This window comes from Zavarzinia marina (assembly GCF_021568905.1).
Lineage (GTDB): Bacteria > Pseudomonadota > Alphaproteobacteria > Zavarziniales > Zavarziniaceae > Zavarzinia > Zavarzinia marina.
On the sequence record NZ_JAKGSB010000002.1, the window covers coordinates 524,693 to 549,420 of the forward strand.

Here is a 24,728-nt window from a genome sequence, read left to right on the forward strand (position 1 = left end):
CCTGGCCGCTTATTGGGCAGCGGCCATGGTCTTCATTTCGGCCTCTTCCATGGCGCGGCCTTCGGTGTATTGGCTGAGATCGACGGATTCCCCGACCAGCAGGTCGTCGCGGGTGACGAAATAGGGCTTCGCCAGCCAGACCAGCAGCGGCACCACGACGATGGAGAGCACCATGTTGATGGTCATGACCATCACCAGGAGCAGGCCCATGTCGGCGAGGAACTTCAGGTCAGACAGGAAGTACCAGGGCAGGATGCCGATCGCGACGATGGACGCGGTGAACAGGATCGCCTTGCCCGTGGTCATGATCGCGGCCCGGATCGCCGTGTCGTAGTGCTTGGTCGCCTGATATTCCTCGCAGATGCGGGACAGCAGGTAGATGCCGTAGTCGATGCCGACGCCGATGCCGATCGCCGCGATGGGCAGGGTGTTGACGTCGAGGCCGATGCCCATCTCCACCATCGCCGCGCCCAGGTAGAGATTGGCGAGGTTGACGGGGATCAGCAGGAAGAAGCCCGCAACGATGGAACGGTAGGCGATCGAGCAGCCGACCAGGATGACGATGTTGAGGGCGCCCAGGATGACGTATTCATACTGCGCGACCGTGTCGTTGATCGACTGCTGGAGCGCGATGGTGCCGGTGGCGAGGCGCACCCGGAATTCCGGATGGTCCGCGCCGACCAGTTCGACCGCCCGCCGCGCCTGGTCGAGCGCTAGGTCGACCGTCTCCTGCTTGTTGTTCTTGTACCAGAGCGAGACCGTGGTGTTCTGCTGCTCGAAGTCGGTCACATGCAGGAACGCCTTGGGGCTGGTGCCGAAGAGCACGGCGCCGACGGCCGCCAATGTGGCCTCGTTGGTGGGATCCAGCGGCGCCCATTTCGGATTGCCACCCGCGAACAGACGGTTTGCTTCCGGCAGGTAGTCCGAGAAGGAGAGCGTCGCTTCCGGCGGGTTCTCCATATGCTCCAGCGCGTATTGGATCCGCGACATGGTCTGGATGGTTTCCGCCTGACGCGCCACGCGGCTCGGATTGATGGGATCCTTTGCCTCGAGCACGATCTCCAGGGTGTTCACGCCCGGGAAATTGCGGTTGATGGCGGCGACGGCGGTGTTGAACTCGCCGTCCTCCCACAGGATGTTCGAGCCTTCGACGGGGTTGCCGATCTTCATCTGCAGGAACTCGTAGACCGAGACGCCGGTGATGATCAGGAAGACGACGGTGGTGACGCGCGCCGCGCGGCCGTAGGTGACCTTGGCGATATGGCCGAGGAAACGCTTCAGCGCCGCGTGGAAGCCGTGATCGCCGTCCATGCCGGTGATCTTGCGCACGTTCTTCGGCGCCGGCAGGAAGGACAGGATCAGCGGCGACAGGAACACGTTCGCGGGCACCAGCATGGCCGCCCAGAAGCCGCAGAACAGCGCGAAGCGTTCCATGGCCGGGATCGGCGCCAGCGCGATCAGCAGGAGCCCCGCGGCATCGGTGAAGATGCCGAGCATGGAGGGCGCCATCATGACCGACAGCGCGATCTCGGCCGCCTTACGCTTGTCGCCGACGTGCAGATAGATCTCGTAATAGCGTTCCGTGAACTGCACGCAGTGGCTGAACGAGCGCGCCACCAGCAAGAGCGGCACGACCATGATCAGCGGCTCGATCGCCAGTCCCAGCCAGCCGACGAAGCCGAAACCCCAGATGGCGGCGATCAGCGAGGTGGTGATCGGCGTGATCACGCCCGCGAAATTGCGCATGTAGAGGATCAGGCAGGCGAGCAGGGCGATGCCGGTCAGGGCGAAGATGCCGAGCATCTGCTGCTGATAGCGGTAGACCCAGCCGGTCAGGGCCGGCATGCCCGCCATATGCACTTCATGGTGTTCGTCGCGGGCGTTCTCGACCAGACCCTGCAGATATTCGAAGGTCTCGCCATAGTCGAGCAGGCGCTCGATGAAGGTCGCCGTGATGATGGTCGCGGTGCCGTCCTCCGAGATGTAGAAGCGCCGCGCCAGCGGCGCCTTGTCCACCCGGCGGCGGAATTCCTCGACATCCTCGGGACCCGACGGCGGGGCGTCGCCCATCACCGGCTGGGTATCGATGCCGAAGGGCGTGGCCTCGGCATAGCGGACCTTTTCGGTCGAAATCGAGATCACCTGATCATGGTCGACGGCGGGCGCCAGATCGACGTCGCGGGTCAGGTCCCAGATCTTGTTCAGGGTCTCGACGTTGTAGATGTCGCCGTCGGTCCGCTTGACCATGATGGTGACGGTCAAGGGATTGCCGAAGTTCGGGTGGTCCTTGAAGGTCTCGACGAAGGGATGATCCGCCGGCAGCAGGTCGGAGAAGATGGTCTTCAGTTCGACGTTGCGGCAGCCCCAGGCGAAGAAAGCGGTGATGAGCGCAATGACCAGAACCGAAAGCTTCCGGTTCGACATGACGGCGCGGGAAAGTCTGTAGCTGAAATTCTGCACGACCCGACGAGCCCCCTGTCAGTGAAAAAACCGGGGCTTCGGCCCCATGTCGTGTGAATGCCCCGTGGCGTGTCGGTGGCAGGAGCGTCCCATGGGCTCCTGCAACGCGGATCGGCGCGTCATCCTCTTCCTCCCTGGCGGGGCGTCGCTTGGGCGCGCCCCCTTATTCGTTAGAGGCCGGCGCGTCTTGCGCGGTTCTCGGCCGTCGGGGGGAGGTTGCGCCCATCGATGGCCCCCTCCCTCCCCCCGTAAGGGGTGGCTGTCGGGGGGAAAACATCCGATTTGGTTGAAAGCCCAGCCATCTGCACACCGACCCGGCGCAGAGCCGGCCACAGCCCCACGATCCGGGGGGAGGGCGGCGTGCGCGCCTTGGTCGAAGCTGACGTTCGATCAGGTTTCGGTATGCGATCCGTCCACCCGATCCGACAACGCGGCGCCGAAGGTTCGGCGCGCAACACAGGGAGTGAAGTCATGAGCGAAGCGGCCACGGCCACGACCCTCGATCCCGCCCGGCATGCCTATTCGATGCCGCTGGACCAGATCGACGTCTCCGATCCCGAACTCTTCCGCACCAACAGCTTCTGGCCGTATTTCGAGCGGCTGCGGCGCGAAGACCCGGTCCATTACACGCGCGACAGCGCCTATGGCCCCTATTGGGCCATCACCAAATACAAGGACATCATGCAGGTGGAGACCAGCCACCAGGTGTTCTCCTCCGATACGGGCCTCGGCGGCATCACCATCCAGGACGGCAACGCCAAGCTGGGCCTGCCCATGTTCATCGCGATGGACCCGCCCAAGCACGACATCCAGCGCAAGACCGTGAGCCCGATCGTCTCGCCCGAGAATCTGGCCAAGCTGGAAGGCACGATTCGCGGCCGCGTCGGCATGATTCTGGACGGGCTGCCGGTGAACGAGACCTTCGACTGGGTCGAACGGGTCTCGATCGAGCTGACCACCCAGATGCTGGCCACGCTGTTCGACTTCCCCTGGGAGGACCGCCGCAAGCTGACCCGCTGGTCCGACGTCGCGACGGCCGAGCCCGGCTCGGGCATCATCGACAGCTGGGAACAGAAGATGGCGGAAGTGAAGGAATGCGGCGACTATTTCGCCCGCCTCTGGAACGAACGCGTCAACGCCCCGCCGGGCAACGACCTCGTCTCGATGATGGCCCATTCAGACGCCATGCGTCACATGTCGCCGGAGGAGTTCCTGGGCAATCTGCTGCTGCTCATCGTCGGCGGCAACGACACCACGCGCAATTCGATCAGCGGCGGCCTGCTGGCGCTGAACGAGAATCCGGCGGAATACCGGAAGCTGCGGGACAATCCCGAGCTGATCGCCAGCATGGTGCCGGAAATCATCCGCTGGCAGACGCCGCTCGCCCACATGCGTCGCACGGCCAAGGTGGACACGGTTCTCGGCGGCAAGACCATCAAGGCCGGCGACAAGGTGGTGATGTGGTACGTCTCGGGCAACCGCGACGAGGACGCGATCGAGCGTCCCAACGACTTCATCATCGACCGCGCCCGCCCGCGCCAGCATCTCTCCTTCGGCTTCGGCATCCATCGCTGCGTCGGCAACCGCCTGGCCGAGCTTCAGCTCAAGATCGTCTGGGAAGAGATCCTGAAGCGCTGGCCCGACAAGCAGATCGAGGTGATGGCCGAGCCCCGCCGCGTCCATTCCAGCTTCGTGAAGGGTTACGAGACCCTTCCCGTCCGCATTCCCGCCTGATCATTGGGAGCATCGAAACATGAGCACCATCATCTTCATCGAAAACAACGGCACCCGTCACGAGACCGACATCACCGACGGCCACAGCGTGATGGAAGGCGCCATCGCCAACATGGTGCCGGGCATCGACGCCGACTGCGGCGGTGCCTGCGCCTGCGCCACCTGCCACATCTATGTCGACGAGGCGTGGATGGCACGCCTGCCCGACAAGACGGAGATGGAAGTCTCCCTTCTCGACTTCGCGCCCCATGTCCAGGACAACTCGCGCCTGGCCTGCCAGATCAAGGTCTCGCCCGAACTCGCGGGCATGGTCGTGCATCTGCCCGAGGCCCAGCACTGAGATCCTTCCCCACGTCCCGGCCCGGCCGCCCCGCCCCCTTGGGTGCCGGGGCGGGGCGCGGGGGAGGCACCGGACAAAAAGAAGGGCGGGTCTCGAGGGACCCGCCCTTTCCCATGGCAGGACGCCGGATCAGGCGGCGTGACGTTCCTCGCGCGGGAGGGCGGCGCGGCCGAGGATCATGTCGGCGGCCTTTTCCGCGATCATGATGGTCGGGGCATTGGTGTTGCCCGAGACCAGGGTCGGCATGATCGAGGCATCGACCACGCGCAGCCCCGCGATGCCATGGACCTTCAGGTCGTCGCCGACCACGGCCATCGGATCGGTCCCCATCTTGGCGGTGCCGACCGGGTGGTAGACGTGTTCGCAATGCTGGCGGACGGCGGCTTCCAGCTCGGCCTCGCTCCGCACCTCCGCGCCCGGCACCATCTCCTGGTCGACATGTTCGGCGAAGGCCGGCTGGGCCATGATCCGCCGCACCTGCTTCACCGCCTTCACCAGGCGCTCGACGTCGCGGTCGTCGCTGAGGAGGCCGATGTCGATCGCCGGCGCCTCCATCGGATCGGCGGAGCCGAGGGTCACGCTGCCCCGGCTGTAGGGCCGGAGGAAACAGGCGTGCAGCGACAGGCCGTGGCGGTTCATGGTTTTCGGATCGCGGCCGTGGTCGAGGAAGATCAGCGGCACGAAGTGGAGCTGAAGGTCCGGCACCTCGACGCTCGGGTCCGACTTGATGAAGCCGCCGGCCTGGGTGACGGAGCGGCCCAGCATGTTCTCGCGCGAGCCCAGGGCATAGGACAGGCCGGCCCCCGCCATCTTGAGCATGCCGCCCATGTTCATGGCAAAGCCGTCGCGCTTCTTCGAGGTATAGACCGCCGCGACGTCCGGGTGTTCCTGCAGGTTCTTGCCGACGCCCGGCAGGTCGTGGACGACACCGATGCCCTTGGCGCGCAGTTCCTCCGCCGGGCCGATGCCGGAGAGCAGCATGATCTGCGGCGAATTGAAGGATCCGGCCGAGAGGATGACCTCGCGCGCGGCCTTCAGGATCTCGCGCTTGCCGCCCCGGTCGACGGAGACGCCGGTGGCGCGGCGCCCGTCCATGACCAGTTTCAGGACCCGCGCATCCGACAGGACGGTCAGGTTCGGGCGCGCCATCACCGGCTCGAGATAGGCGTTGCGCACGCCCCAGCGGCGCCCGTCCTTGATGGTGAACTGGAACAGGCCGACCCCTTCGAACTGCGCGCCGTTGAAATCCGGATTGGCGGGGAAGCCCGCCTGCTGCGCCGCCTCGATGAACTTCAGGTTGGGCACATAGCCGTAGTGGGTGTCGGAGACATGCAGCGGACCGCCGGCGCCGTGATAGTCGTCGGCGCCCCGGCTGTTGTCTTCCGCCTTGCGGAAATAGGGCAGGACATCGTCATAGGCCCAGCCGCGGTTGCCCGCCTGCGCCCATGTGTCGTAGTCCGAGGCATCGCCCCTTATATAGACCATGGCATTGATCGCGGACGAACCGCCGAGGCCCTTGCCGCGCGGCAGGAAATGACTGCGCCCGCCGGTGGCGGGATTGGGCAGCGAGTTGAAGGCCCAGTTGTGGCGATGGTTCAGCATGTTCATGCCGAACATGCCCGGCCATTTCACCAGGATCGACGATTTGCCCGACCCCGCCTCGATCAGGCAGACGCGGTTGCGGCTGTCCGCGCTCAGGCGATTGGCCAGCACGCAGCCCGCCGACCCGCCGCCCACGATGACGTAATCGAATTCCATGGTTCGCTCCCTCTCGCGCATTCTCTTTCGGCGTTCCGCCATTTTTGCACCCTTATCTGGTACCGCTCCGGGCCGGCAATGACCAGCACCCAGAATTGGGGGGTGGCGGCGGGCCCGGACGCCCGTCATTCATTCACGAATGATACGAGGAGGAACGTGATGGACGCCGCCGAAAACGGGGATTGGGGCCTGGTCGCCGCGCTCAGGGCCGACGAACGCCTGCGCGAACTGCATCGCCTGCCGCTGCTGCCGGTGCCGACGATCGCCCTGATGGCGGGCTGCTTCCTCGTCTACGGCCTCTCGTGCTGGGCGTTCCTGGGCGGCTATCTGCCGGCGCTGGCGACGATCCCGATCGGCGCCGTGGCGATCTACGTCTCCTTCACGCCGCTCCATGACGGCACCCATCGCGCGGTCTCGCGCAATCCGGTGATCAACGACATCCTGGGCACCCTGTCGGGCCAGATCCTGCTGCCCGGCGTCAGCGTCGAGGTCTATCGCCACCTCCACCTCGAACACCACAAGGTGACCGGCGAGCACGGCGACGATCCCGACGACTTCCTGACCGGACCGAAGTGGCGCTCGCTGCCGCTCGGCATGTTCACCGACATCGTCTGGTTCTTCTGGTACGTGAAGCGTTTCCGCCAGTGGACGCCGCGCCAGAACGCGCGCTTCACCTTCAGCTTCGCCCTGTTCTTCCTGTGGCACGTGGCCTGGATCGCCTCGCCCTATGCCATGGAATGGGTGCTGGTCTGGGTGCTGCCGCAGCGTCTCGGCTTCGGCATCCTCACCTATCTCTTCGCCCATATCCAGCATCCGCCGGGCGTCGAGCAGCACGATCATCCCCTGCATGCGACGGTGATGATCGAGCGTCACCCCCTGGTGCTCTTCGCCATGCTGGGACAGAGCGCGCATCTGATCCACCACCTCTATCCGCAGCTGCCGTTCTATCGCCTGGAGGCGGGCTGGGATGCCGTCGGCGACCGCCTGAAGGCGCGCGACATCCGTTTCCAGGGCCTCCTGAAACCGCGAAAGCCCGTCGATCTCGAAGCCCTGCATCCCTGGATGTGGCTGCGCGTCGCCGCCGTCGAGGACATCGCCGTCGACATCCGCCGCTTTCGCCTGGCGCCGCCGGCGGGCGGCCCCCTGCCCGCCTATGAGGCCGGCGCCCATGTCGACATCCGCCTGGCCGACGGCACCATCCGGCAATATTCCCTGATCGGCCCGCCGGGCCGGCCCGATGCCTATGAGATCGCGGTGCGCCGCGATCCCAAGGGCCGGGGCGGTTCCGTCGCCGTGCACCGCGAACTGCGCGAAGGCGTGCTGATCGAAGTCGGCAAGCCGCGCAACAACTTCCCCCTGCGGCCGGGTGCCGGGCGCATCATCCTGATCGGCGGCGGCATCGGCGTGACGCCCCTCCTGTCCATGGCCGCCGCCCTGAAGGGCCGGGATTTCGCCCTGCACATCCATGCGCGCGGCACCGGCCACGTGCCCTTCGGCGCCGGCCTGGAGCGTTTCCCCTTCGCCGAGCGGATCCGCCTGCATCTCGACAACGGGCGCGGCCCCTCGGCCGAGGCGCTGGCGCGCGACATCGGCCGCCACAAGGCGGGCGACACGATCTATCTCTGCGGCCCGGCGCCCTTCATGACCCTGGTCGGGGAGGTCGCGGCCGGCCTCGGCTGGCCGGCGGAAGCGGTGGTGACGGAGAGCTTCGCGCCCGGCGACGACCGGCCGAAGCCCGCCTTCACGGTCGAACTGGCGCGCAGCGGCCGCCGCCTCGAGGTGGCGGAGAACCAGACCCTGACCGAGGCCCTGGCCGAGGCCGGCGCACCGGTCGAGACGCTGTGCCGGCGCGGGCTGTGCGGCACCTGCCGCTGCCGCGTCGTGACCGGCACGATCGATCACCGCGACACGGTGCTGGACGATGCCGAACGGGCGGGCGGCAAGACGATGATGGCCTGCGTCTCACGCGGGACGCCGGACGACGTGCTGGTCCTCGATCTCTGAGTCTCCGGCTCGGAAGATCAGGAACAGCAGGCGTTGCCTTCGGTCTTTCCGGCGGTCTTTCCGGCGCCATCCACCGGAAAGGCCACGCCGCACAGATCGGGCCGGCCGGCGCAGCAGTCGCCGGCCATGAACCGCATCAGCCCCGCGAAACCCGCGACGTCGGCCCGATAGAGCATCATGCGGCCCTGGCGCTGCACGGTGCAGAGACCGGCCCGCTGCAGGATCCGCAGATGCACCGACATGGTGTTGTGGGGCACCGCGAGGCGCGACGCGATCTCGCCCGCCTGCACCGATTGCGGAAAGGCCGCCATCAGCATCCGGAATACGCCGAGGCGGGTCGCCTGGGCCAGCGCCGACAGCGCCTCGATCGCGCTGGCCTCGTCGAGCGGCTCGACGGCCGAGCCGGTGTCCGGATCGACGAACGGATCGCCGCGGTTCGAGAAATCCATATCCAACCAATCACGGATTGCCGCCGAACGGGCGGTCTTACGCATCCCGACCAAAATAGTTGGATTGCGGCTACATGCAAATATCCAACCGGCCGGCGTGGCCGGGCCACCTCAGGATTCCGGCGCGAGCGAGCCGACCTGCGCCACGAGTTCCACGGCATTGCGCACCCCCATCTTCTCGAAGACGCGGGCGCGGTGAACCTCGACCGTGCGCATGGAGACGCCGAGATGGTCGGCGATCTGCTTGTTCAGACGGCCTTCCACCAGGCATTGCAGAACTTCGCGTTCGCGCGGGGTGAGACTGGCCATGCGCGCCGCCAGCAGGTCGCGGTCGCGATTGTGGCGGCGGGCGGCGGCGGCCCGTTCCAGCGCGGCGATCACCGTGTCGACCAGTTGATTGTCGTTGAAGGGTTTCTCGACGAAGTCGAAGGCGCCCTTCTTCAGGGCTTCGACCGCCAGCGGCACGTCGGCATGGCCGGTCAGGAAGATCACCGGCAGATCGACTCCCCGCTCGCGCAGGATGTCGAAGACTTCGAGGCCGGAGAGCCCGTCCATGCGGACGTCCAGGATCACGCAGGCGACTTCGGGCGCGGGCGCCCCGTCCAGGAAGGCCGCGCCGTCGTCCCAGGCGGTCGAGCGCACCCCGCGCGAGCGCAGCAGGAAACCGAGCGCGTCGCGGATCGCCGGATCGTCGTCGACGATATGGACGAGGCCCGCGGTCAAGCCGCCACGCTTTCCCGCGCCACCGGCAGGGTCACGGTGAAGATGGTGCCGCCGCCGGGCCGGGCCGCGTGCTCGATCCTGCCCTTGTGCAATTCGACGATCGAGCGGCATATGCCGAGGCCCATGCCCATGCCCTCGGGCTTGGTCGAGACGAAGAGTTCGAACAGATGTTCCGCCTCCTCGGCCTCGATACCGCAGCCGCGATCCGTCACCTTCAGTTCGACGGCACCGCCGCGCGAGGCGGCCTCGACCGTCAGGCGCCGTTCCTCGACGGGCAGATGGGCCATGGCCTCGATACCGTTGCGGATCAGGTTCAACAGCAATTGTTCCAGCAGGATACCGTCGGCGACGACGACCGGCAGGTCGGGCGCGACCTCCGTCTCGATACGCGTGCCGTTCCGCGCGTCGACGGCGGCGAAGGCGACCGTCTCGCGCACCACATGGGCGAGGTCGACGGGCTCGAAGCGGGGCTGGCGCTTGCGCACCAGATCCTGGATGCGGCGGATGATCTCGCCCGCGCGGCTCGCCTGCTGGGCGATCTTCTCGAGGGCCGCGGGATCGACCGCGTCGCCCGCCCGCATCAGGTTGAGCGTGCCGGCGGCATAGGAGGCGATGGCGGCCAGCGGCTGGTTCAGCTCGTGCGCCAGGGACGAGGCCATTTCGCCGAGGGTGACCAGACGCCCCGTGCGCTGCAGGCTTTCGGCCTGATTGCGCTTCATTTCGGCCGCCGCCTTGGCTTCGGTGATGTCGATGATCGAGCCCATCCAGCCGCGATGCCTGCCGTCGGCGTCGATCAGGGGCGCCTCGTAGACCTGGACGTGGAAGGTTTCGCCGCCCCGGCGCCGGAACCGGGTTTCGAAGGTCTGCGGCGCCGGTTGTTCCATCAGCGCGCGGTGGCGGGCCAGGGTGTCCTCGACCAGGTCCGGATCCCAGTAGGGCATGGGCGGCAGGCGGCCCACCAGTTCCTCGACCGGCCAGCCGACCATGCGGGCGAAGGCCGAATTGACGTAGAGCGTGCGACCGTCGAGATCACGGGCGCGGATGCCCACCGTCAGGCTGTCCTCCATGGCGCGGCGAAAGGCCATTTCGGTCGCGAGGCGATGTTCGGTCGCCAACCGATGGCGGACATGGCGCTGGAGGACGACGAGGGAGATGACGGCGAGCACGGCAAGCCCGAGGATCGCGCCGATCAGCAGGTTGTTCAGCCGGTCGGTGGCGATCCGATAGGGCGTCACCGTCAGATAGGTCCCGCGCAGCGGCGGATCGAAGGCGATGCCGTGGGACGGCGCGTCGCCGTCCGGCACGGTGCGCGTCTTCTCGATCAGGGTGGCGCCATGGGCGTCGGTCAGGCGGACGGCATATTTCTCGGCGATCCACCACGGCACGTGGCGGGCCAGCAGCACGGAGAGGGAGACGGTGGCGACCACCACGCCCCGCGCTTCCCCCGCGCCCGCGACCGGCGCCGCCACGTCGACCAGCAGGCCGCCCGCCGGGCCGCGCCGCAGATCGCCATAGACCGGCCGCATCAGGGAGGCGGCGGCATAGCCGCGCAGGCGCCTCACCTCTTCGGGCAGCGGGCTGTCGGCGCTCGCGGGCGGCAGCGCCAGAATGGGCCGCCCGTCCTCGTCCAGCCGGGCGATGGATTCGATTTCCGGGTTATTGGCGAGGATGAGGCGCACACGGCCCAGCCAATCCGCCATGGCGTCGCCCGGCGCCGGCGCATCGAGGGCCAGACGGGCCAGGTGATCCTCGTCGGTCGAAAGCTGGAAGCGCAGGGTCTGCTCGACCCAGAGGGCATCGTTGATCAGCGAGACCTTGAGCGCCGCCGCCTCGTCCCGCTCGACGAAATGGAACAGCACGCCGAGCAGCACGACCAGCGCACCGAGCGCCAGCGCCGGCGTCGCCGCCAGGGCCGAGGCGGTGAAGCGGCCGCGCGGCGCCGTCGTCGGAATGACGTCCCGCCCGATCCCCTTTTCCTCCCCACGCGTCTTGTCCTGCCCGCGCGCCATGCTGCCGTCATCGTTCTGTTGCGGAAAACCACAATAGCGCGCGCCCGGGGCCTGACCTAGACCTTATCCGCCAAGCCGGGACACGCCGGCCGACGGGAGGACCATCATGACCACCACCACACGCCGTCAGTTCAACCGCCTGATGGGCGCCACCGCGATCGCCGCCGCCCTGCCCCTGAGCGCGCGCCGGGCCCGGGCCGAGACCATCACCATCAAGTTCAGCCACGTCGTCGCGCCCGACACCCCGAAGGGCCGGGGCGCCGAGAAGTTCAAGGAACTGGCCGAGAAATACACCGACGGCCAGGTGAAGGTCGAAGTCTATCCGAACTCCCAGCTCTACAAGGACAAGGAAGAGCTGGAGGCGCTGCAGCTCGGCGCCGTGCAGATGCTCGCGCCCTCGCTCGCCAAGTTCGGCCCGCTCGGCGTCCGCGCCTTCGAAGCCTTCGACCTGCCCCTGATCTTCCCCGACAAGGATGCGCTGCGCCGCGTCACCAACGGGCCGATCGGCAAGGAGATGCTGGGCATGCTGTCCGAGAAGGGCATCCTCGGCCTCGCCTTCTGGGACAACGGCTTCAAGATCATGAGCGCGAATTCGCCGCTGCACATTCCCGACGACTTCCTGGGCCTGAAGATGCGCATCCAGTCGTCCAAGGTGCTGGAGGCGCAGATGAACGCGCTCGGCGCCATTCCCCAGGTGCTCGCCTTCTCGGAAGTCTATCAGGCGCTGCAGACCGGCGTCGTCGACGGTACCGAGAACCCGCCGTCGAACATGTATACCCAGAAGATGCACGAGGTGCAGAAGCACGCCACCCTGTCGCGCCACGGCTACCTCGGCTATGCGGTGATCGTGAACGCCAAGTTCTGGGCCGACCTGCCGGACGACATCCGCGGCCAGCTCGACCAGGCGATGGCGGAAGCGAGCGACTTCACGAACGGCATCGCCCTCGAGGAGAACGAGCGCGCGCTGAACGCCATGAAGGAAGCCGGCACGACCGAGTTCTACGAACTCACCGCCGACGAGCGCAAGCAATGGGTCGAGACCCTGCTGCCGGTCCACGACGAGATGTCGGACCGCATCGGCGCCGATCTCGTGAAGCGCATCCAGAAGGAAACCGGCGTCGCCTGACGTATCGGGGCCGCCCCTTGAGGCGGCCCCTTTCCTTCGCCCGACCCGTACCTGCTTTCGGCCCGCCCCGAACCGAGGACAAGAGGCATGCTGCGCCTGCTCGATAGGCTCGAGGAGACCCTCGTCGCCGTCTTCATCGCTGCCGCGACCCTGATCATTTTCGCCGCCGTGGTGCACCGCTATTCGCTCAGCCTGCTGGCGGACGTCGTCGGCTATTCGCGGCGCGAGCAGATCGAATGGCTGAGCGAGCTTTCGCGCTCGGCCTATTTCGGGCTGCGCTCGGTCAACCTGCTCTGGGCACAGGAGGCCTGCATCTATCTCTTCGTCTGGATGGCCAAATTCGGCGCCGCCTACGGCGTGCGCACCGGCATCCATGTCGGCGTCGACATCCTGCTGAACCGGCTGCCGCCCGCGCGCCAGCGCGTCATGGTGCTGTTCGGCCTGCTGGCGGGCGCCACCTTCACCGCCATCATCGGCACGCTGGGCGCCGATTTCGTCTGGCACATCCGGCTGGCGGGCACCACCTCGCCCGACCTCGAGGTCGAGATGTGGCTGATCTATCTGGCGGTGCCGCTCGGCTCGTTCCTGATGTGCTTCCGCTTCCTCCAGGTCGCCTGGATCTATCTGCGCACCGGCGATCTGCCCAGCCACGACCACGGCCATGTCGACGGCGTCGACGAGGACGCGGACGCGGCGGCGATGGCCGCCGGCCACCACCTGCCCCACGACCGCTGAGCCCGGAGCCTTCACGATGAACGCATTGATCATCTTCGGGTTGCTCTCGGTCCTGATGCTGACCGGCATGCCCGTCTCCATCGCGCTCGGCCTGACCGTGCTCAGCTTCCTCTTCACCATGACCACGGTGCCGGTCGACACCGTCGCCCTGAAACTGTTCACCGGCATCGAGAAGTTCGAGATCATGGCGATCCCGTTCTTCATCCTGGCCGGCAATTTCCTGACCCACGGCGGCGTCGCCAAGCGCATGATCAATTTCGCCAGTTCCCTGGTCGGGCATTGGCACGGCGGCCTCGCGCTCGCCGCCGTGGTCGCCTGCGCGCTGTTCGCCGCCATTTCCGGCTCGTCGCCGGCGACCGTGGTCGCCATCGGTTCCATCATCCTGCCGGCCATGGTGAAGCAGGGCTATCCGCGCCAGTTCGGCGCCGGCGTGGTCACCACGGCCGGCGGGCTCGGCATCCTGATCCCGCCGTCGATCGTCATGGTCATGTATACGGTCGCGACCTCCGGCATGATCGCCATCGGCCCGGACGGCACGGAAGTCGCCACCGCCTCGGTCGGGCAGATGTTCATCGCCGGCGTCATCCCCGGCGCCCTGCTGGGCGGCATGCTGGCCTTCACCACCTGGTACAAGGCCAAGGTGAACGATTATCCGCGCCTGCCGCGCGCCACCTGGCGCGAGCGCTTCGACGCCTTCCGCAAGGCGTTCTGGGGTCTCCTCCTGGTGATCGTGGTGATGGGCGGCATCTATACCGGCATCTTCACCCCGACCGAGGCGGCGGCCATGAGCGCGGTCTATGCCTTCATCGTCGCCGTCTTCGTCTACAAGGACATGGGGCTGCGCGACGTGCCGAAGGTGCTGCTGTCGTCCGCCAACATGTCGGCGATGCTGCTCTACATCATCACCAACGCCGTGCTCTTCTCCTTCCTGATGACCCACGAGAACATTCCCCAGGCCATGGGCGAATGGATGGTCAACACGGGCCTGACGTGGTGGATGTTCCTGCTGCTCGTCAACCTGCTGCTGCTGGTCGCCGGGACCTTCATGGAACCGTCCTCGATCACCCTGATCATGGCACCGATCCTGTTCCCGGTGGCGGTCCGCCTCGGCATCGATCCGGTCCATTTCGGCATCATGATCGTCGTCAACATGGAGATCGGCCTCTGTACGCCGCCGGTCGGGCTGAACCTCTATGTCGCCTCGGGGATCACCAAGCTGGGACTGTCGGAACTGACGCGCTCGATCCTGCCGTGGCTGTTCACCATGCTCGTCTTCCTCGCCATCATCTCCTATGTGCCGGAGGTGACGCTGGCCCTGCCCCGCGCGCTGGGGCTGGTGAACTGACCTCCACGACCATTCGTGTCATCCAGGCAGAAAGCCGGGATGACACGACGAGAAGGCACCCTTGCTTGGAAACGGTCCCGGCCTTCTGCCTGGACGACGCGAAATGATTCAGTACCCCCGGCGTTGCAGGGCCGACTGGGTCAGATAGGCGTCGTAGATGTCGGGATCGTTCACGCGCATGACGTCGCCGCTGTCGAGGCGCGGGCGCTGTTCGAGGCGGGTCATGGTCCGCGTCTGGGTGTTGAAGGCATGGATATGCGACCACGACCAATAGGGATGGGCGCCGTCCATGACCTTGTTGGTGCCGTCGTCATAGAGCGAATAGGCACCGTCGAAGGAGCGGAAGGGCTGGCCGCGCCGATCGAAGCTGACCATGGAGACGGGCAGCATGGTGCGCAGGTCGAAGCGCACCCATTTCTTCGAGATCGGCGCCCGCGGATAGCCGGTCGGCTCGGATTCGACGACGATGGTCTGGGGCACCAGCTCGACCGCGGTATCGAAGAAGGTCAGGCCCTTCGGCCCGCCGTGGGTCTTGCGCGTCCAGTCGGGATCGGCGCCCGACCAATTGTCCGCCAGGGGCGCCAGGAACGGCCCGGTCGCCACCACCTTGCAGTTGCCCCAGGTCAGATAGGGATCGCCCGCCGCCCAGGCATCCGACAGATAGAGATCGGTGCCCGGCAGCATGGGCTCGAAGCGCTGGTTGGTCGGAAAGCGGCGCACGCGCTTGAAGGTCGGCACGTAACCGAAGAGGTCCGGGAACTTGCGCTGGTCGTAGTACCAGGTGTTCAGGAAGGAGGTGCCGCGCACGTCGTGGGGCGCCGTGAAATAGATCGCCTGGAAGCGCAGCAGATCCTCCTGACCCGGGATATGGGGCTTGGGGTCCATCACCAGGCGGCCGGTCGCCTGCATTTCGGCCCAGGCGCCCTCGTAGCGATAGCGGATGTCGCCATCGACGCTGACGTCGCATTCGGTGATGACGTAGACCGTCGCGTCGTGCCGGCCCCAGGCCAGGGTCTGGCCCGCCATGGCCTCGAAGCCGTCCGTCGTCGCCGGGAAGGGATGGCCGCCGATCCAGGGCGTCCCGTCGTCGGTCACGACGTTGCCGTTGCCGTCGATGCGCGCGCGACCCTTGTTGCGCAGGGTCGCCTCCATGTACTCCCAGGGACTGAGGCGCATGATGTCGTGGGTCTCGCGAACGAGGCGCAGGCGCCGCCCCATCTCGCGGATCTGGGTGACCTGGATCGGGTCCAGGAGATCGGCGACCAGATCGACGTTCTCCGCCGAGATTTCCTGACCCGGTGCCAGCTTACCCTTGGTATATTCCTCGATCGAGAGGAGTTCGTCCGGATAGGCGGCGTCGGCGCTGCCGGTCGCCGCCAGGGCGTCCCACAGCGGCATGAGCACGCCGGCGGTCACGCAGCCGCGTGCCGCCTGACCCAGGAAGTGCCGGCGCGTGAAGCCCCGGCCGAACCGCCCGACATGCATGACCCGCCTTTCCCGACTCAGTCCGGCCCCATCCTACTCCAGGCTGGGCAGGCCGGGCAGGCCAAGCGTGCTGCCGAGGCGACCGAGGAGGTCGGTCACGGTCGCCGGATCGGTGATGCCCTCGACGATGCCGGGCAGCAGCAGACTGCTCACCGCTTCCGGCTGCAGGCTGCCGAGAAGGACATAGGTGCCTTCGGCCGGCAGCAGGTTCAGGAGATCGCCGACCAGCGGGATCGCCGCCAGCGAATTGTCGCCCGTCGGCAGGTCCCCGACCCGGAGCGTTTCGGGCGAGAGCAGGACCGCGACGCTGCCGGCGAGATCGCCGACGATCGGGATGCCGTCCAGCGGCGTGCCGGTATCACCCGCCGGCAGAATGCCCGCCAGCAGATTGCCGAGCGGCGCCTGATCGCTGTCTGTCGCCAGCAGGTCGTTCAGCAGATCGCCGATCGCGGAGTCGGAGCCGGCGAGGGGGCCTTCGTCGCCGGCGCCGCCCGGCATCTGGGTGGTGGCCGGAATCTCGCCGATGGCGCGGCCCTTGGCGATCGCGCCGCCGACCTGCGAAATGAAGCGGACACCGTTCGCCGACGGATTGGCGAAGAAATAGTTGGGACGGCCCATGTTGCGGTGCCGGTCCATGAGGGAGAGGGGGGCTTCCTCCCCGTCCTTGGCGCGGGAATCCTCGCCGCCGGCATAGAGCCGCAGGCCCGCCATGCCGAGGGCGCCGTCCTTGTCGTAGGAACCGAGGGCGTAGAAGGCGAAGCCGCTCGCGGCGGACAGCATGAATTCGATTTCCGTATCGGCGCCGACTTCGCCGAGTTCGGTGTAGGAAACCCCCAGCCCGAAGCGGAAGCTGGGCGCGGCGTAATAGGAGAGACCGAGGCGGCCCATGAAACTGCTGGAGACGATGTCGCCGTCCTGCACGCCGGCCAGGGCCTCGATGGTCATGTTGTCGATGTAATATTCGGCGATGGCGGCGGCGCCATATTGGGTCTGCTCGTCGATCACCACGCCCGACAGGGCGACACCGATGCTGAAGGCGGTCGGGTCGCGGAAGAAGAGCTGGGCCGCGCCGCCGTAGAAATCCGTATCGGTGCCGACCATGCCGCCGATGCCGTCGAGCTGGAGGCCCAGATTGTCGCCGAGCGGCAGGGTCACGGTCGGCGCCAGGCCGTAGAATTCGCCGCTTTCGTCGACGCCGGCGAAGGCATCGAGCTGGAAGCTGCTGCTGGCGACGGCGACGCTGCCGTCGAAGGCGCCGGCCGGCGCCGCCTGCTGCGCCGAGGCGCCGGAGGCGGCCACGACCGCCGCGCCTCCCATCAGCACCGCGCGCCCTACCAGCGCCGCGCCCTTGGCCAACGGCCGCATACGGATTCTGTGATTCATCACGAGCCCCTCGTTTCCACCCCTCGTCGCCACGGACACGCCGGCTTTTCGGCCGTTTCGCTGGGCGCATGCCCGCGGTCGTCTTGTTTGGAAATTTGATAGCCCGGCCCCCCCACCCCGGCAGCCCACCCGAATGGGAGGGCCACCCAAGAGTTGTTCCCATTTAGGGAGAGGCGATGGGCCACTTTCCCCCAAATATGGAGCTACTTGCCGCCGAACTCGTTGCATCGCGTCCGGTCATTCGGTTCTTGCCGCCGCCCTGCCCTGCCCAATCGGCCATTGGCCGGGCCGTTCGGGCGGGCTATAGCCGTGAATGCCCCCCGCTCAACCGCGCCGTCTCGAATGGAAGGACGCCACCTTGACCACCGATCGCCCCGGAACCACCGATCGTCCCGGCAGCCCCGAGGCCGTCGCCCGCGAGACCGCCGCCCTCCTCGAAACCCTGGGGGTCGCGACCGCCGCCGGTGGCCGGCCGGTCCTGTCGCCGATCTCGGGCGGCATCGTCGCCCATGTCGCCGACAGCGCGCCCGACGCGGTGGAGACGGCGATCGCGGCGGCGACGGCCGCCTTTCGCGACTGGCGCCGCGTGCCCGCCCCCCGGCGCGGCGAATTCGTGCGCCTGATCGGCGAGGAACTGCGCGCGGCCAAGCCGGCGCTGGGCCGGCTCGTCACCCTCGAGGTGGGCAAGGTCCCGTCGGAGGGCGAGGGCGAGGTGCAGGAGATGATCGACATCTGCGACTTCGCGGTCGGCCTGTCACGCCAGCTCCAGGGTCTGGCGATCCCGAGCGAACGGCCCGACCACCGCATGATGGAACAATGGCACCCGGCGGGCGTGGTCGCGGTCATCACCGCCTTCAATTTCCCGGTCGCGGTCTTTTCGTGGAATGCCGCGCTGGCCCTCGTCTGCGGCGACCCGGTGATCTGGAAACCGTCCGAAAAGGCGCCGCTGACCGCACTGGCGGTCCATGCCCTGGTGGCACGCGCGGCGGCGCGCTTCGGCGGCGTGCCCGACGGCCTCGTCCAAGTGGTGACGGGCGGGGCCGAGGTCGGCGGCATCCTGGTGGACGATCCCCGGATCGCCGTCGTTTCCGCCACCGGTTCCACCCGCATGGGCCGCGTGGTCGGGGAACGGGTGGCGCGGCGCTTCGGCCGCTCCATCCTCGAACTCGGCGGCAACAATGCCTCGATCGTCACGCCGTCGGCCGATCTCGACCTTGCGGTCCGGGCCATCGCCTTCGGCGCCATGGGCACCGCCGGCCAGCGCTGCACCACGCTCCGCCGCCTCTTCGTCCATGAGAGCGTCCGCGATGCCCTGGTGCCGCGCCTGGCCAGGGTCTACGGCGCGGTGACCGTGGGCAGCCCGCTGGACGACGGCGTGCTGGTCGGCCCGCTGATCGATGCCGCGGCGGGCGAGGCCATGGCATTGGCGCTGTCGGCCGCCCGCGACCTGGGGGCCACGGTGGCCGGCGGCGAGGCGGTGACGGTGCCGGGCTTTCCCGATGCCTGCTACCGCCGTCCGGCCCTGGTCGAGATGCCGGAACAGGCCGGCCCCATGCTGCAGGAAACCTTCGCCCCCATCCTCTATGTCCTGCCCTACCGCGATCTCGATCAGGCGATCGCGCTGCAGAACGGCGTCCCCCAGGGCCTGTCGTCGTCGATCTTCACGACGGACCTTCGCGAAGCCGAAGCCTTCCTCTCCGCCGCCGGTTCCGACTGCGGCATCGCCAATGTCAACATGGGCACCTCCGGCGCCGAGATCGGCGGGGCCTTCGGCGGCGAGAAGGAGACCGGCGGCGGCCGCGAATCCGGCTCCGATGCCTGGAAAGGCTACATGCGGCGCATGACCTCGGCCATCAACTACGGCCGCGACCTGCCGCTGGCCCAGGGTGTCCGCTTCGACATCGTCTGACGCCATGGCGCGGTTGCACCTTTTCCTGTAGAAAGGTGCAACCCAGTCTGGAGGCGAGCCATGGCGACGACGATCGGCGTGAAGGTGGACGATGCGCTGCGGGCGCGGTTGAAGGCCGCCGCCGAGAGCCTGGGCCGCACGCCCCATTGGGTGGTGAAGAGCGCCCTGCTCGCCGCTCTCGACCGGATCGAGCGCGGCGAGGTGCCGAACGACGACGCGCCCGAAGTGGAAGACGACATCGCGGAAGCGCCCTTGCCCTTCCTCGACTTCGCGCAAGGGGTTCAGCCGCAGGGCGTGCTGCGCGCCCGGATCACCGCCGCCTATCGCCGGCCCGAGCCGGAGTGCCTGCCCTATCTGATCGAACAGGCGAGCCTTTCGCCGGACAGGATGGAGAAGGCGACGGCGCTCGCCCGCGACCTCGTGGTGCGGCTGCGCGCCAAGCAGCGCAGGGGCGGGGTCGAGGCGCTGATCCATGAATATTCCCTGTCGGCGCCCGAGGGCGTCGCCCTGATGTGCCTGGCGGAAGCCCTGCTGCGCATTCCCGACCGGGCGACGCGGGATGCCCTGATCCGCGACAAGATCGCGTCCGGCGACTGGCAGTCCCATGTCGGGCACAGCCCCTCGCTCTTCGTCAATGCGGCGACCTGGGGCCTCGTCGTCACCGGGCGCCTGACCGCGACCACCAGCGAACAGGGCCTGTCCTCCGCCCTGACCCGCCTGATCGGGCGCAGCGGCGAACCCCTGATCCGCAAGGGCGTCGACATCGCCATGCGCATGATGGGCGAGCAGTTCGTGACCGGCCAGACCATCGCCGAAGCCCTCGCCAATGCCCGCAAGATGGAAGCCAGGGGTTTCCGCTATTCCTACGACATGCTGGGCGAGGCGGCGACCACGGCGGAGGATGCGGCGCGTTACCTCGCCGCATACGAAACCGCGATCCACGCCATCGGCAAGGCCTCCGCCGGACGCGGCATCTACGACGGACCGGGGATTTCGATCAAGCTCTCGGCCCTCCATCCACGCTATGCCCGCGCCCAGTTCGACCGGGTGATGGCGGAACTGCTGCCGCGCCTGAAATCCCTGGCGCTGCTGGCGCGGCGCTACGACATCGGCCTCAACATCGATGCCGAGGAGGCGGAGCGCCTGGAAATCTCCCTCGACCTCCTCGAGGCACTGTGCTTCGATCCCGATCTGACCGGGTGGAACGGCATCGGTTTCGTGGTCCAGGCCTATGGCAAGCGCTGCCCCCATGTCATCGATCATCTGATCGACCTCGGCCGGCGCTCGTCGCGCCGGCTCATGGTGCGGCTGGTCAAGGGCGCCTATTGGGACAGCGAGATCAAGCGCGCCCAGGTCGACGGGCTGGAGGGGTTCCCGGTCTTCACCCGCAAGATCCACACCGACGTCTCCTACCTCGCCTGCGCGCGGAAACTGCTGGCGGCGCCCGACGCCGTCTTTCCGCAATTCGCCACCCACAACGCCCATACGCTGGCGACGGTGATGACCATGGCGGGCGACAATTACTATGCGGGACAATATGAGTTCCAATGCCTGCACGGCATGGGCGAACCGCTCTACGAGGAACTGGTGGGCAATGGCGGCGCCAAGCGTCCGTGTCGCATCTATGCCCCGGTCGGCACCCATGAGACGCTGCTCGCCTATCTGGTGCGGCGCCTTCTGGAGAATGGCGCCAACACCTCCTTCGTCAATCGGATCGCCGACGAGACGGTCCCGGTCGAGGATCTGATCGCCGATCCGGTGGCGGCGGCCCGCGCCCTCGATCCCGTCGGCGCGCCGCATCCCGCGATCCGCCTGCCGCGCGACATGTTCGGCGCGGAGCGGGCCAATTCGACCGGGCTCGACCTCACCAACGAGCAATATCTGGCCTCGGTCTCCGCCGCCCTCCTGGCCAGCCTCGAGGTCGAGCGTCACGTCGGCCCGGCGGAAGGGCCGGCGATCGCGCTGCGCAACCCCGCCGATCACCGCGACGTGGTCGGCGGCGCGGTGTTTCCCGATCCGGTGACCGCCCCCGACGCTTTCGGCCCGGCCCTGGCCGCGGCCCCCATCTGGGCCGCGACGCCGCCGGCGGAGCGGGCCGCCTGCCTCGCCCGCGCGGCGGATCTGCTGGAGGCGCGGATGACCGCCCTGCTCGGCCTGATCGTGCGCGAGGCGGGCAAATCCCTGCCCAATGCCGTCGCCGAGGTGCGGGAGGCGGTGGACTTCCTGCGCTACTACGGGCTCGAGGCCGTGCGCCGCTTCGACGGGCACGAGGAACGCCCTCTCGGCCCCGTGGTCTGCATCAGCCCGTGGAATTTCCCGCTGGCCATCTTCACCGGCCAGGTCGCGGCGGCACTCGCCGCCGGCAATGTCGTGCTGGCGAAGCCGGCGGAAGAGACGCCCCTGATCGCCGCCGCCGCCGTCGCCCTGCTGCACGAGGCGGGCGTGCCCGAAGGCGCGCTTCAGCTCGTGCCCGGCGGCGGGCCGACGGGTGCCGCCCTGATCGGCGATCCCCGCCTGCGGGGCGTCATCTTCACCGGCTCGACCGAAGTGGCGCGCCTTATCCACCGCCGCATCGCCGGGCGCCTGACGCCCGAGGGCCGGCCCCTGCCCCTGATCGCCGAGACCGGCGGCCAGAACGCCATGATCGTCGATTCCTCGGCGCTGGCGGAACAGGTGGTGATCGACGTCGTCACCTCCGCCTTCGACAGCGCCGGCCAGCGCTGCTCGGCGCTGCGCCTGCTGTGCCTGCAGGACGAGATCGCCGATCGCCTCCTCGCCATGCTGAAGGGCGCCATGGAGGAATTGACGGTCGGCAATCCGGGCCGGCTTTCGACCGACGTCGGCCCCGTGATCACCCAGGCGGCGAAGGACGGCATCGAAGCCCATGTCGCCGCCATGGCCGAGCGCGGCTTTCCCGTCCATCGCCTCGCCCTCGGCGACGAGACGCGCCACGGCACCTTCGTCGCCCCGACCCTGATCGAGATCGACGATGTCGCCGCCCTGGGCCGGGAGGTCTTCGGCCCCGTCCTTCATGTCCTGCGCTACAGGCGAAAGGATCTGGGCGCCCTGATCGAGGCCATCAACGCCACCGGCTACGGCCTGACCTTCGGCCTGCACACCAGGCTCGACGAGACCATCGCCAATGTCACGGGACGGATCGAGGCGGGCAATATCTACGTCAACCGCAATATCGTCGGCGCCGTCGTCGGCGTGCAGCCCTTCGGCGGGCGCGGCCTGTCGGGAACGGGGCCGAAGGCGGGCGGCCCGCTCTATCTGCGTCGCCTGCTGGCGCGCCGGCCGGATGCCGACGGCGGCCTGCCGCCGGGCCCGGCCCCCGCCCCGGCCGCCCTTGCCCTCGCCGACCATCTGGCGGCCACGAGACACGGGACCCTGGCGGAAAAGGCCCGCGCCCTCGCGACGCTCTCCCCCCTCGGTCTCGTCCTCGACCTGCCGGGGCCGGTCGGGGAACGCAACACCTATGGCCTGCGCCCGCGCGGCCGCGTCCTCGCCCGGGCGGCGAGCCTGGAGGGGGCCTTCCTCGCCCTCGCCGCCACCCTCGCCACCGGCAACAGGTTGGTGGTCGAGGCGGGCGGCGCGATCGCCGGCCATCTCGCCGGCCTGCCGAGGGACGTGACGGCCCATGTGGAACCCATCGCATCGCTCGCGGTCGCCAGCGCGCTCGGCGCCGCGCTGTTCGAGGGCGACGGCGATACGCTGGCCGCCTTCGATTGCGATCTCGCCCAACTGGACGGACCGATCCTGCAGCCCCGGGTGATCACGGTCGACGGCGAGGTCGATCTCTGCGCCCTTCTGGAAGAGACCGCGATCAGCACCAACACGGCGGCGGCCGGCGGCAACGCCAGCCTGATGGCGATCGGCTGAGGCCCACTGCCCCCCTGCCCGCTTCAGGCACTTGCCGGCCTCGCGGGCGGGCTCTAGTCTCTCGGAAAAACGGGGAGAGCGGTCACATGGGCCAGCAGAAAATTTCGATCAGCCGCGATTTCAAGATGCCGGTCGGCGAACTCTACGCCTATCTGGCGGAGCATGAGAACCTGGGCAAGGTCTTCGCCCCGGCCAAGGTGACGCGGGTGCGCGACGGCAACGACACGCGCAACGGCGTCGGTTCCGTGCGCCGCCTGAAACTGCCGGTCGGCGGCCCCTTCGAGGAGACGGTGACGGCGGCGATCGAGAACGAGCTGATCGAATACCGCATCACCAAGGGCAGCCCCCTGAAGAACCATCTGGGCACCATGGTGTTCACCGCCCGCCCCGACGGCGGTTCCCACCTCGACTACACCATCGTCTTCGAGGGCAAGCTGCCGCTGATCGGACCGATCGTGCGCTCCGCCCTCGAAAAGGCGATCAACGACGGCCTGGGCAAGCTGGCCTGAGGCTCACTCCGCCGCCGGCTCGACCACCACGGTCGCGGTCATGCCGGCGGAAAGCACCAGATCGGCCGGTAGCGGGTCGAGCGCCACCCGCACCGGAATGCGCTGGGCGAGGCGCACCCAGGAGAAGGTCGGATTGACGTTGGCGACGAGATCGCCGCCGTCGCTGGCATCGCGATCGACGATGGCGCGGGCGATGCCGGCGACCTTGCCCCGGATCTCGCCGTCGCGCCCCATGAGCCGGATCGACACCGGATCGCCCTCGCGGATGCGTGGGATCTTGGTTTCCTCGAAATAGCCGACGACGTAATAGGAATCGCTGTCCACCAGGGCGAAGGCGGGCCTTCCCGCGGTGACATAGTCGCCGAGGTTCAGGTGCAGGTTGGTGACATAGCCGTTGACCGGCGCCCGCACCATGGTGCGTTCCAGATTGAGCCGCGCGCTCGCCAGATCGGCCTCGGCCTGGCGGAGGCCGGCTTCGGCCTGGACGGCGGCGCTTTCCGCCTGTTCGCGGGATTCGACCGTGATCGCCGAGGTGCCGAGACGGGTGCGCCGCTCGGCCTCGCGCCGGCGCTGCGCCGCCTGTTCCTTCAACGCCGCGACCGAGGCCTCGGCCCGCGTCAGCGCCAGTTCGTAGCGCGCCCTGTCGACGACGAAGAGCACGTCGCCGCGCGCCACCGGCTGATTATCCGCGACATGGATCTCGACCACGGCGCCCGCGACGTCCGGCGCGACCTGAATCACCTCGGCCCGGACCCTGCCGTCCCGGGTCCAAGGGCTGTCCATATAGAGATCCCATAGGAAGATGCCGGCGGCGATGGCGACGGCGACCACCGACAGGGTGACGGCGACGGGAAGAAGGCGGTTCGGGCGCATCGGG

Annotated in this window: 17 protein-coding genes; 9 read left to right on the forward strand and 8 right to left on the reverse strand. The window is 68.0% G+C overall.

Annotated features, from left to right (window positions below; genetic code table 11):
• Positions 1-9 precede the first annotated feature (9 nt).
• Positions 10-2,460 (reverse strand): efflux RND transporter permease subunit, encoded by a 2,451-nt coding sequence (locus L2U69_RS19250; protein WP_236106312.1) that lies wholly within the window; start codon positions 2,458-2,460, stop codon positions 10-12.
• Positions 2,461-2,931: 471 nt separating this feature from the next.
• On the opposite strand from L2U69_RS19250, the gene L2U69_RS08275 reads away from it, so the two are divergent.
• Both L2U69_RS08275 and L2U69_RS08280 read left to right on the forward strand, forming a co-directional pair.
• Positions 2,932-4,194 (forward strand): cytochrome P450, encoded by a 1,263-nt coding sequence (locus tag L2U69_RS08275; protein ID WP_236106313.1) that lies wholly within the window; start codon positions 2,932-2,934, stop codon positions 4,192-4,194.
• 19 nt (positions 4,195-4,213) lie between these two features.
• Positions 4,214-4,534 (forward strand): 2Fe-2S iron-sulfur cluster-binding protein, encoded by a 321-nt coding sequence (locus tag L2U69_RS08280; protein WP_236106314.1) that lies wholly within the window; start codon positions 4,214-4,216, stop codon positions 4,532-4,534.
• Between the two features lie 129 nt (positions 4,535-4,663).
• Here the strand turns inward: L2U69_RS08280 and L2U69_RS08285 are convergent, their stop codons facing one another.
• Complete coding sequence (locus L2U69_RS08285; protein ID WP_236106315.1) at positions 4,664-6,292, reverse strand: GMC family oxidoreductase; 1,629 nt, start codon at positions 6,290-6,292, stop codon at positions 4,664-4,666.
• 159 nt (positions 6,293-6,451) lie between these two features.
• On the opposite strand from L2U69_RS08285, the gene L2U69_RS08290 reads away from it, so the two are divergent.
• Complete coding sequence (locus L2U69_RS08290; RefSeq protein ID WP_236106316.1) at positions 6,452-8,296, forward strand: fatty acid desaturase; 1,845 nt, start codon at positions 6,452-6,454, stop codon at positions 8,294-8,296.
• A gap of 17 nt (positions 8,297-8,313) precedes the next feature.
• On the opposite strand, the gene L2U69_RS08295 is transcribed toward L2U69_RS08290, so the two are convergent.
• The 3 genes from L2U69_RS08295 to L2U69_RS08305 form a co-directional block, all read right to left on the reverse strand.
• Positions 8,314-8,790, reverse strand: a complete 477-nt coding sequence (locus L2U69_RS08295) for an ArsR/SmtB family transcription factor (RefSeq protein ID WP_236106317.1) — start codon at positions 8,788-8,790, stop codon at positions 8,314-8,316.
• Between the two features lie 66 nt (positions 8,791-8,856).
• The gene (locus L2U69_RS08300; protein WP_236106318.1) at positions 8,857-9,468 is read right to left on the reverse strand and encodes a response regulator transcription factor; all 612 of its coding nucleotides are present in this window, start codon (positions 9,466-9,468) and stop codon (positions 8,857-8,859) included.
• Positions 9,465-11,477, reverse strand: a complete 2,013-nt coding sequence (locus L2U69_RS08305) for an ATP-binding protein (protein WP_236106319.1) — start codon at positions 11,475-11,477, stop codon at positions 9,465-9,467. Before L2U69_RS08305 ends, L2U69_RS08300 begins: the two co-directional genes overlap by 4 nt.
• A gap of 106 nt (positions 11,478-11,583) precedes the next feature.
• On the opposite strand from L2U69_RS08305, the gene L2U69_RS08310 reads away from it, so the two are divergent.
• The 3 genes from L2U69_RS08310 (at position 11,584) to L2U69_RS08320 (ending at position 14,683) form a co-directional block, all read left to right on the forward strand.
• Positions 11,584-12,603, forward strand: a complete 1,020-nt coding sequence (locus L2U69_RS08310; RefSeq protein WP_236106320.1) for a TRAP transporter substrate-binding protein — start codon at positions 11,584-11,586, stop codon at positions 12,601-12,603.
• A gap of 87 nt (positions 12,604-12,690) precedes the next feature.
• The gene (locus L2U69_RS08315) at positions 12,691-13,338 is read left to right on the forward strand and encodes a TRAP transporter small permease (RefSeq protein WP_236106321.1); all 648 of its coding nucleotides are present in this window, start codon (positions 12,691-12,693) and stop codon (positions 13,336-13,338) included.
• Positions 13,339-13,354: 16 nt separating this feature from the next.
• Positions 13,355-14,683 carry a TRAP transporter large permease gene (locus tag L2U69_RS08320; RefSeq protein ID WP_236106322.1) on the forward strand — a complete coding sequence of 443 codons (1,329 nt, stop codon included), beginning with the start codon at positions 13,355-13,357 and terminating at the stop codon, positions 14,681-14,683.
• Between the two features lie 108 nt (positions 14,684-14,791).
• Here L2U69_RS08320 and L2U69_RS08325 read toward each other — a convergent pair whose 3' ends face one another.
• On the reverse strand, positions 14,792-16,168 hold the full coding sequence (locus tag L2U69_RS08325; protein WP_236106323.1) for a DUF1329 domain-containing protein: 1,377 nt from the start codon (positions 16,166-16,168) through the stop codon (positions 14,792-14,794).
• A 33-nt stretch (positions 16,169-16,201) separates the two neighbouring features.
• Positions 16,202-17,551, reverse strand: a complete 1,350-nt coding sequence (locus L2U69_RS08330) for a hypothetical protein (RefSeq protein ID WP_236106324.1) — start codon at positions 17,549-17,551, stop codon at positions 16,202-16,204.
• 442 nt (positions 17,552-17,993) lie between these two features.
• Between L2U69_RS08330 and amaB the strand changes: the two genes are divergently transcribed.
• From amaB to L2U69_RS08345, 3 genes are all read left to right on the forward strand, one after another.
• Positions 17,994-19,460 (forward strand): L-piperidine-6-carboxylate dehydrogenase, encoded by a 1,467-nt coding sequence (amaB, locus tag L2U69_RS08335; RefSeq protein WP_236106448.1) that lies wholly within the window; start codon positions 17,994-17,996, stop codon positions 19,458-19,460.
• Between the two features lie 60 nt (positions 19,461-19,520).
• The gene (putA, locus tag L2U69_RS08340) at positions 19,521-23,342 is read left to right on the forward strand and encodes a trifunctional transcriptional regulator/proline dehydrogenase/L-glutamate gamma-semialdehyde dehydrogenase (RefSeq protein WP_236106325.1); all 3,822 of its coding nucleotides are present in this window, start codon (positions 19,521-19,523) and stop codon (positions 23,340-23,342) included.
• Between the two features lie 86 nt (positions 23,343-23,428).
• Positions 23,429-23,851 (forward strand): SRPBCC family protein, encoded by a 423-nt coding sequence (locus L2U69_RS08345; protein ID WP_236106326.1) that lies wholly within the window; start codon positions 23,429-23,431, stop codon positions 23,849-23,851.
• A 3-nt stretch (positions 23,852-23,854) separates the two neighbouring features.
• Here L2U69_RS08345 and L2U69_RS08350 read toward each other — a convergent pair whose 3' ends face one another.
• On the reverse strand, positions 23,855-24,724 hold the full coding sequence (locus tag L2U69_RS08350; protein ID WP_236106327.1) for an efflux RND transporter periplasmic adaptor subunit: 870 nt from the start codon (positions 24,722-24,724) through the stop codon (positions 23,855-23,857).
• Between the last annotated feature and the right edge of the window lie 4 nt (positions 24,725-24,728).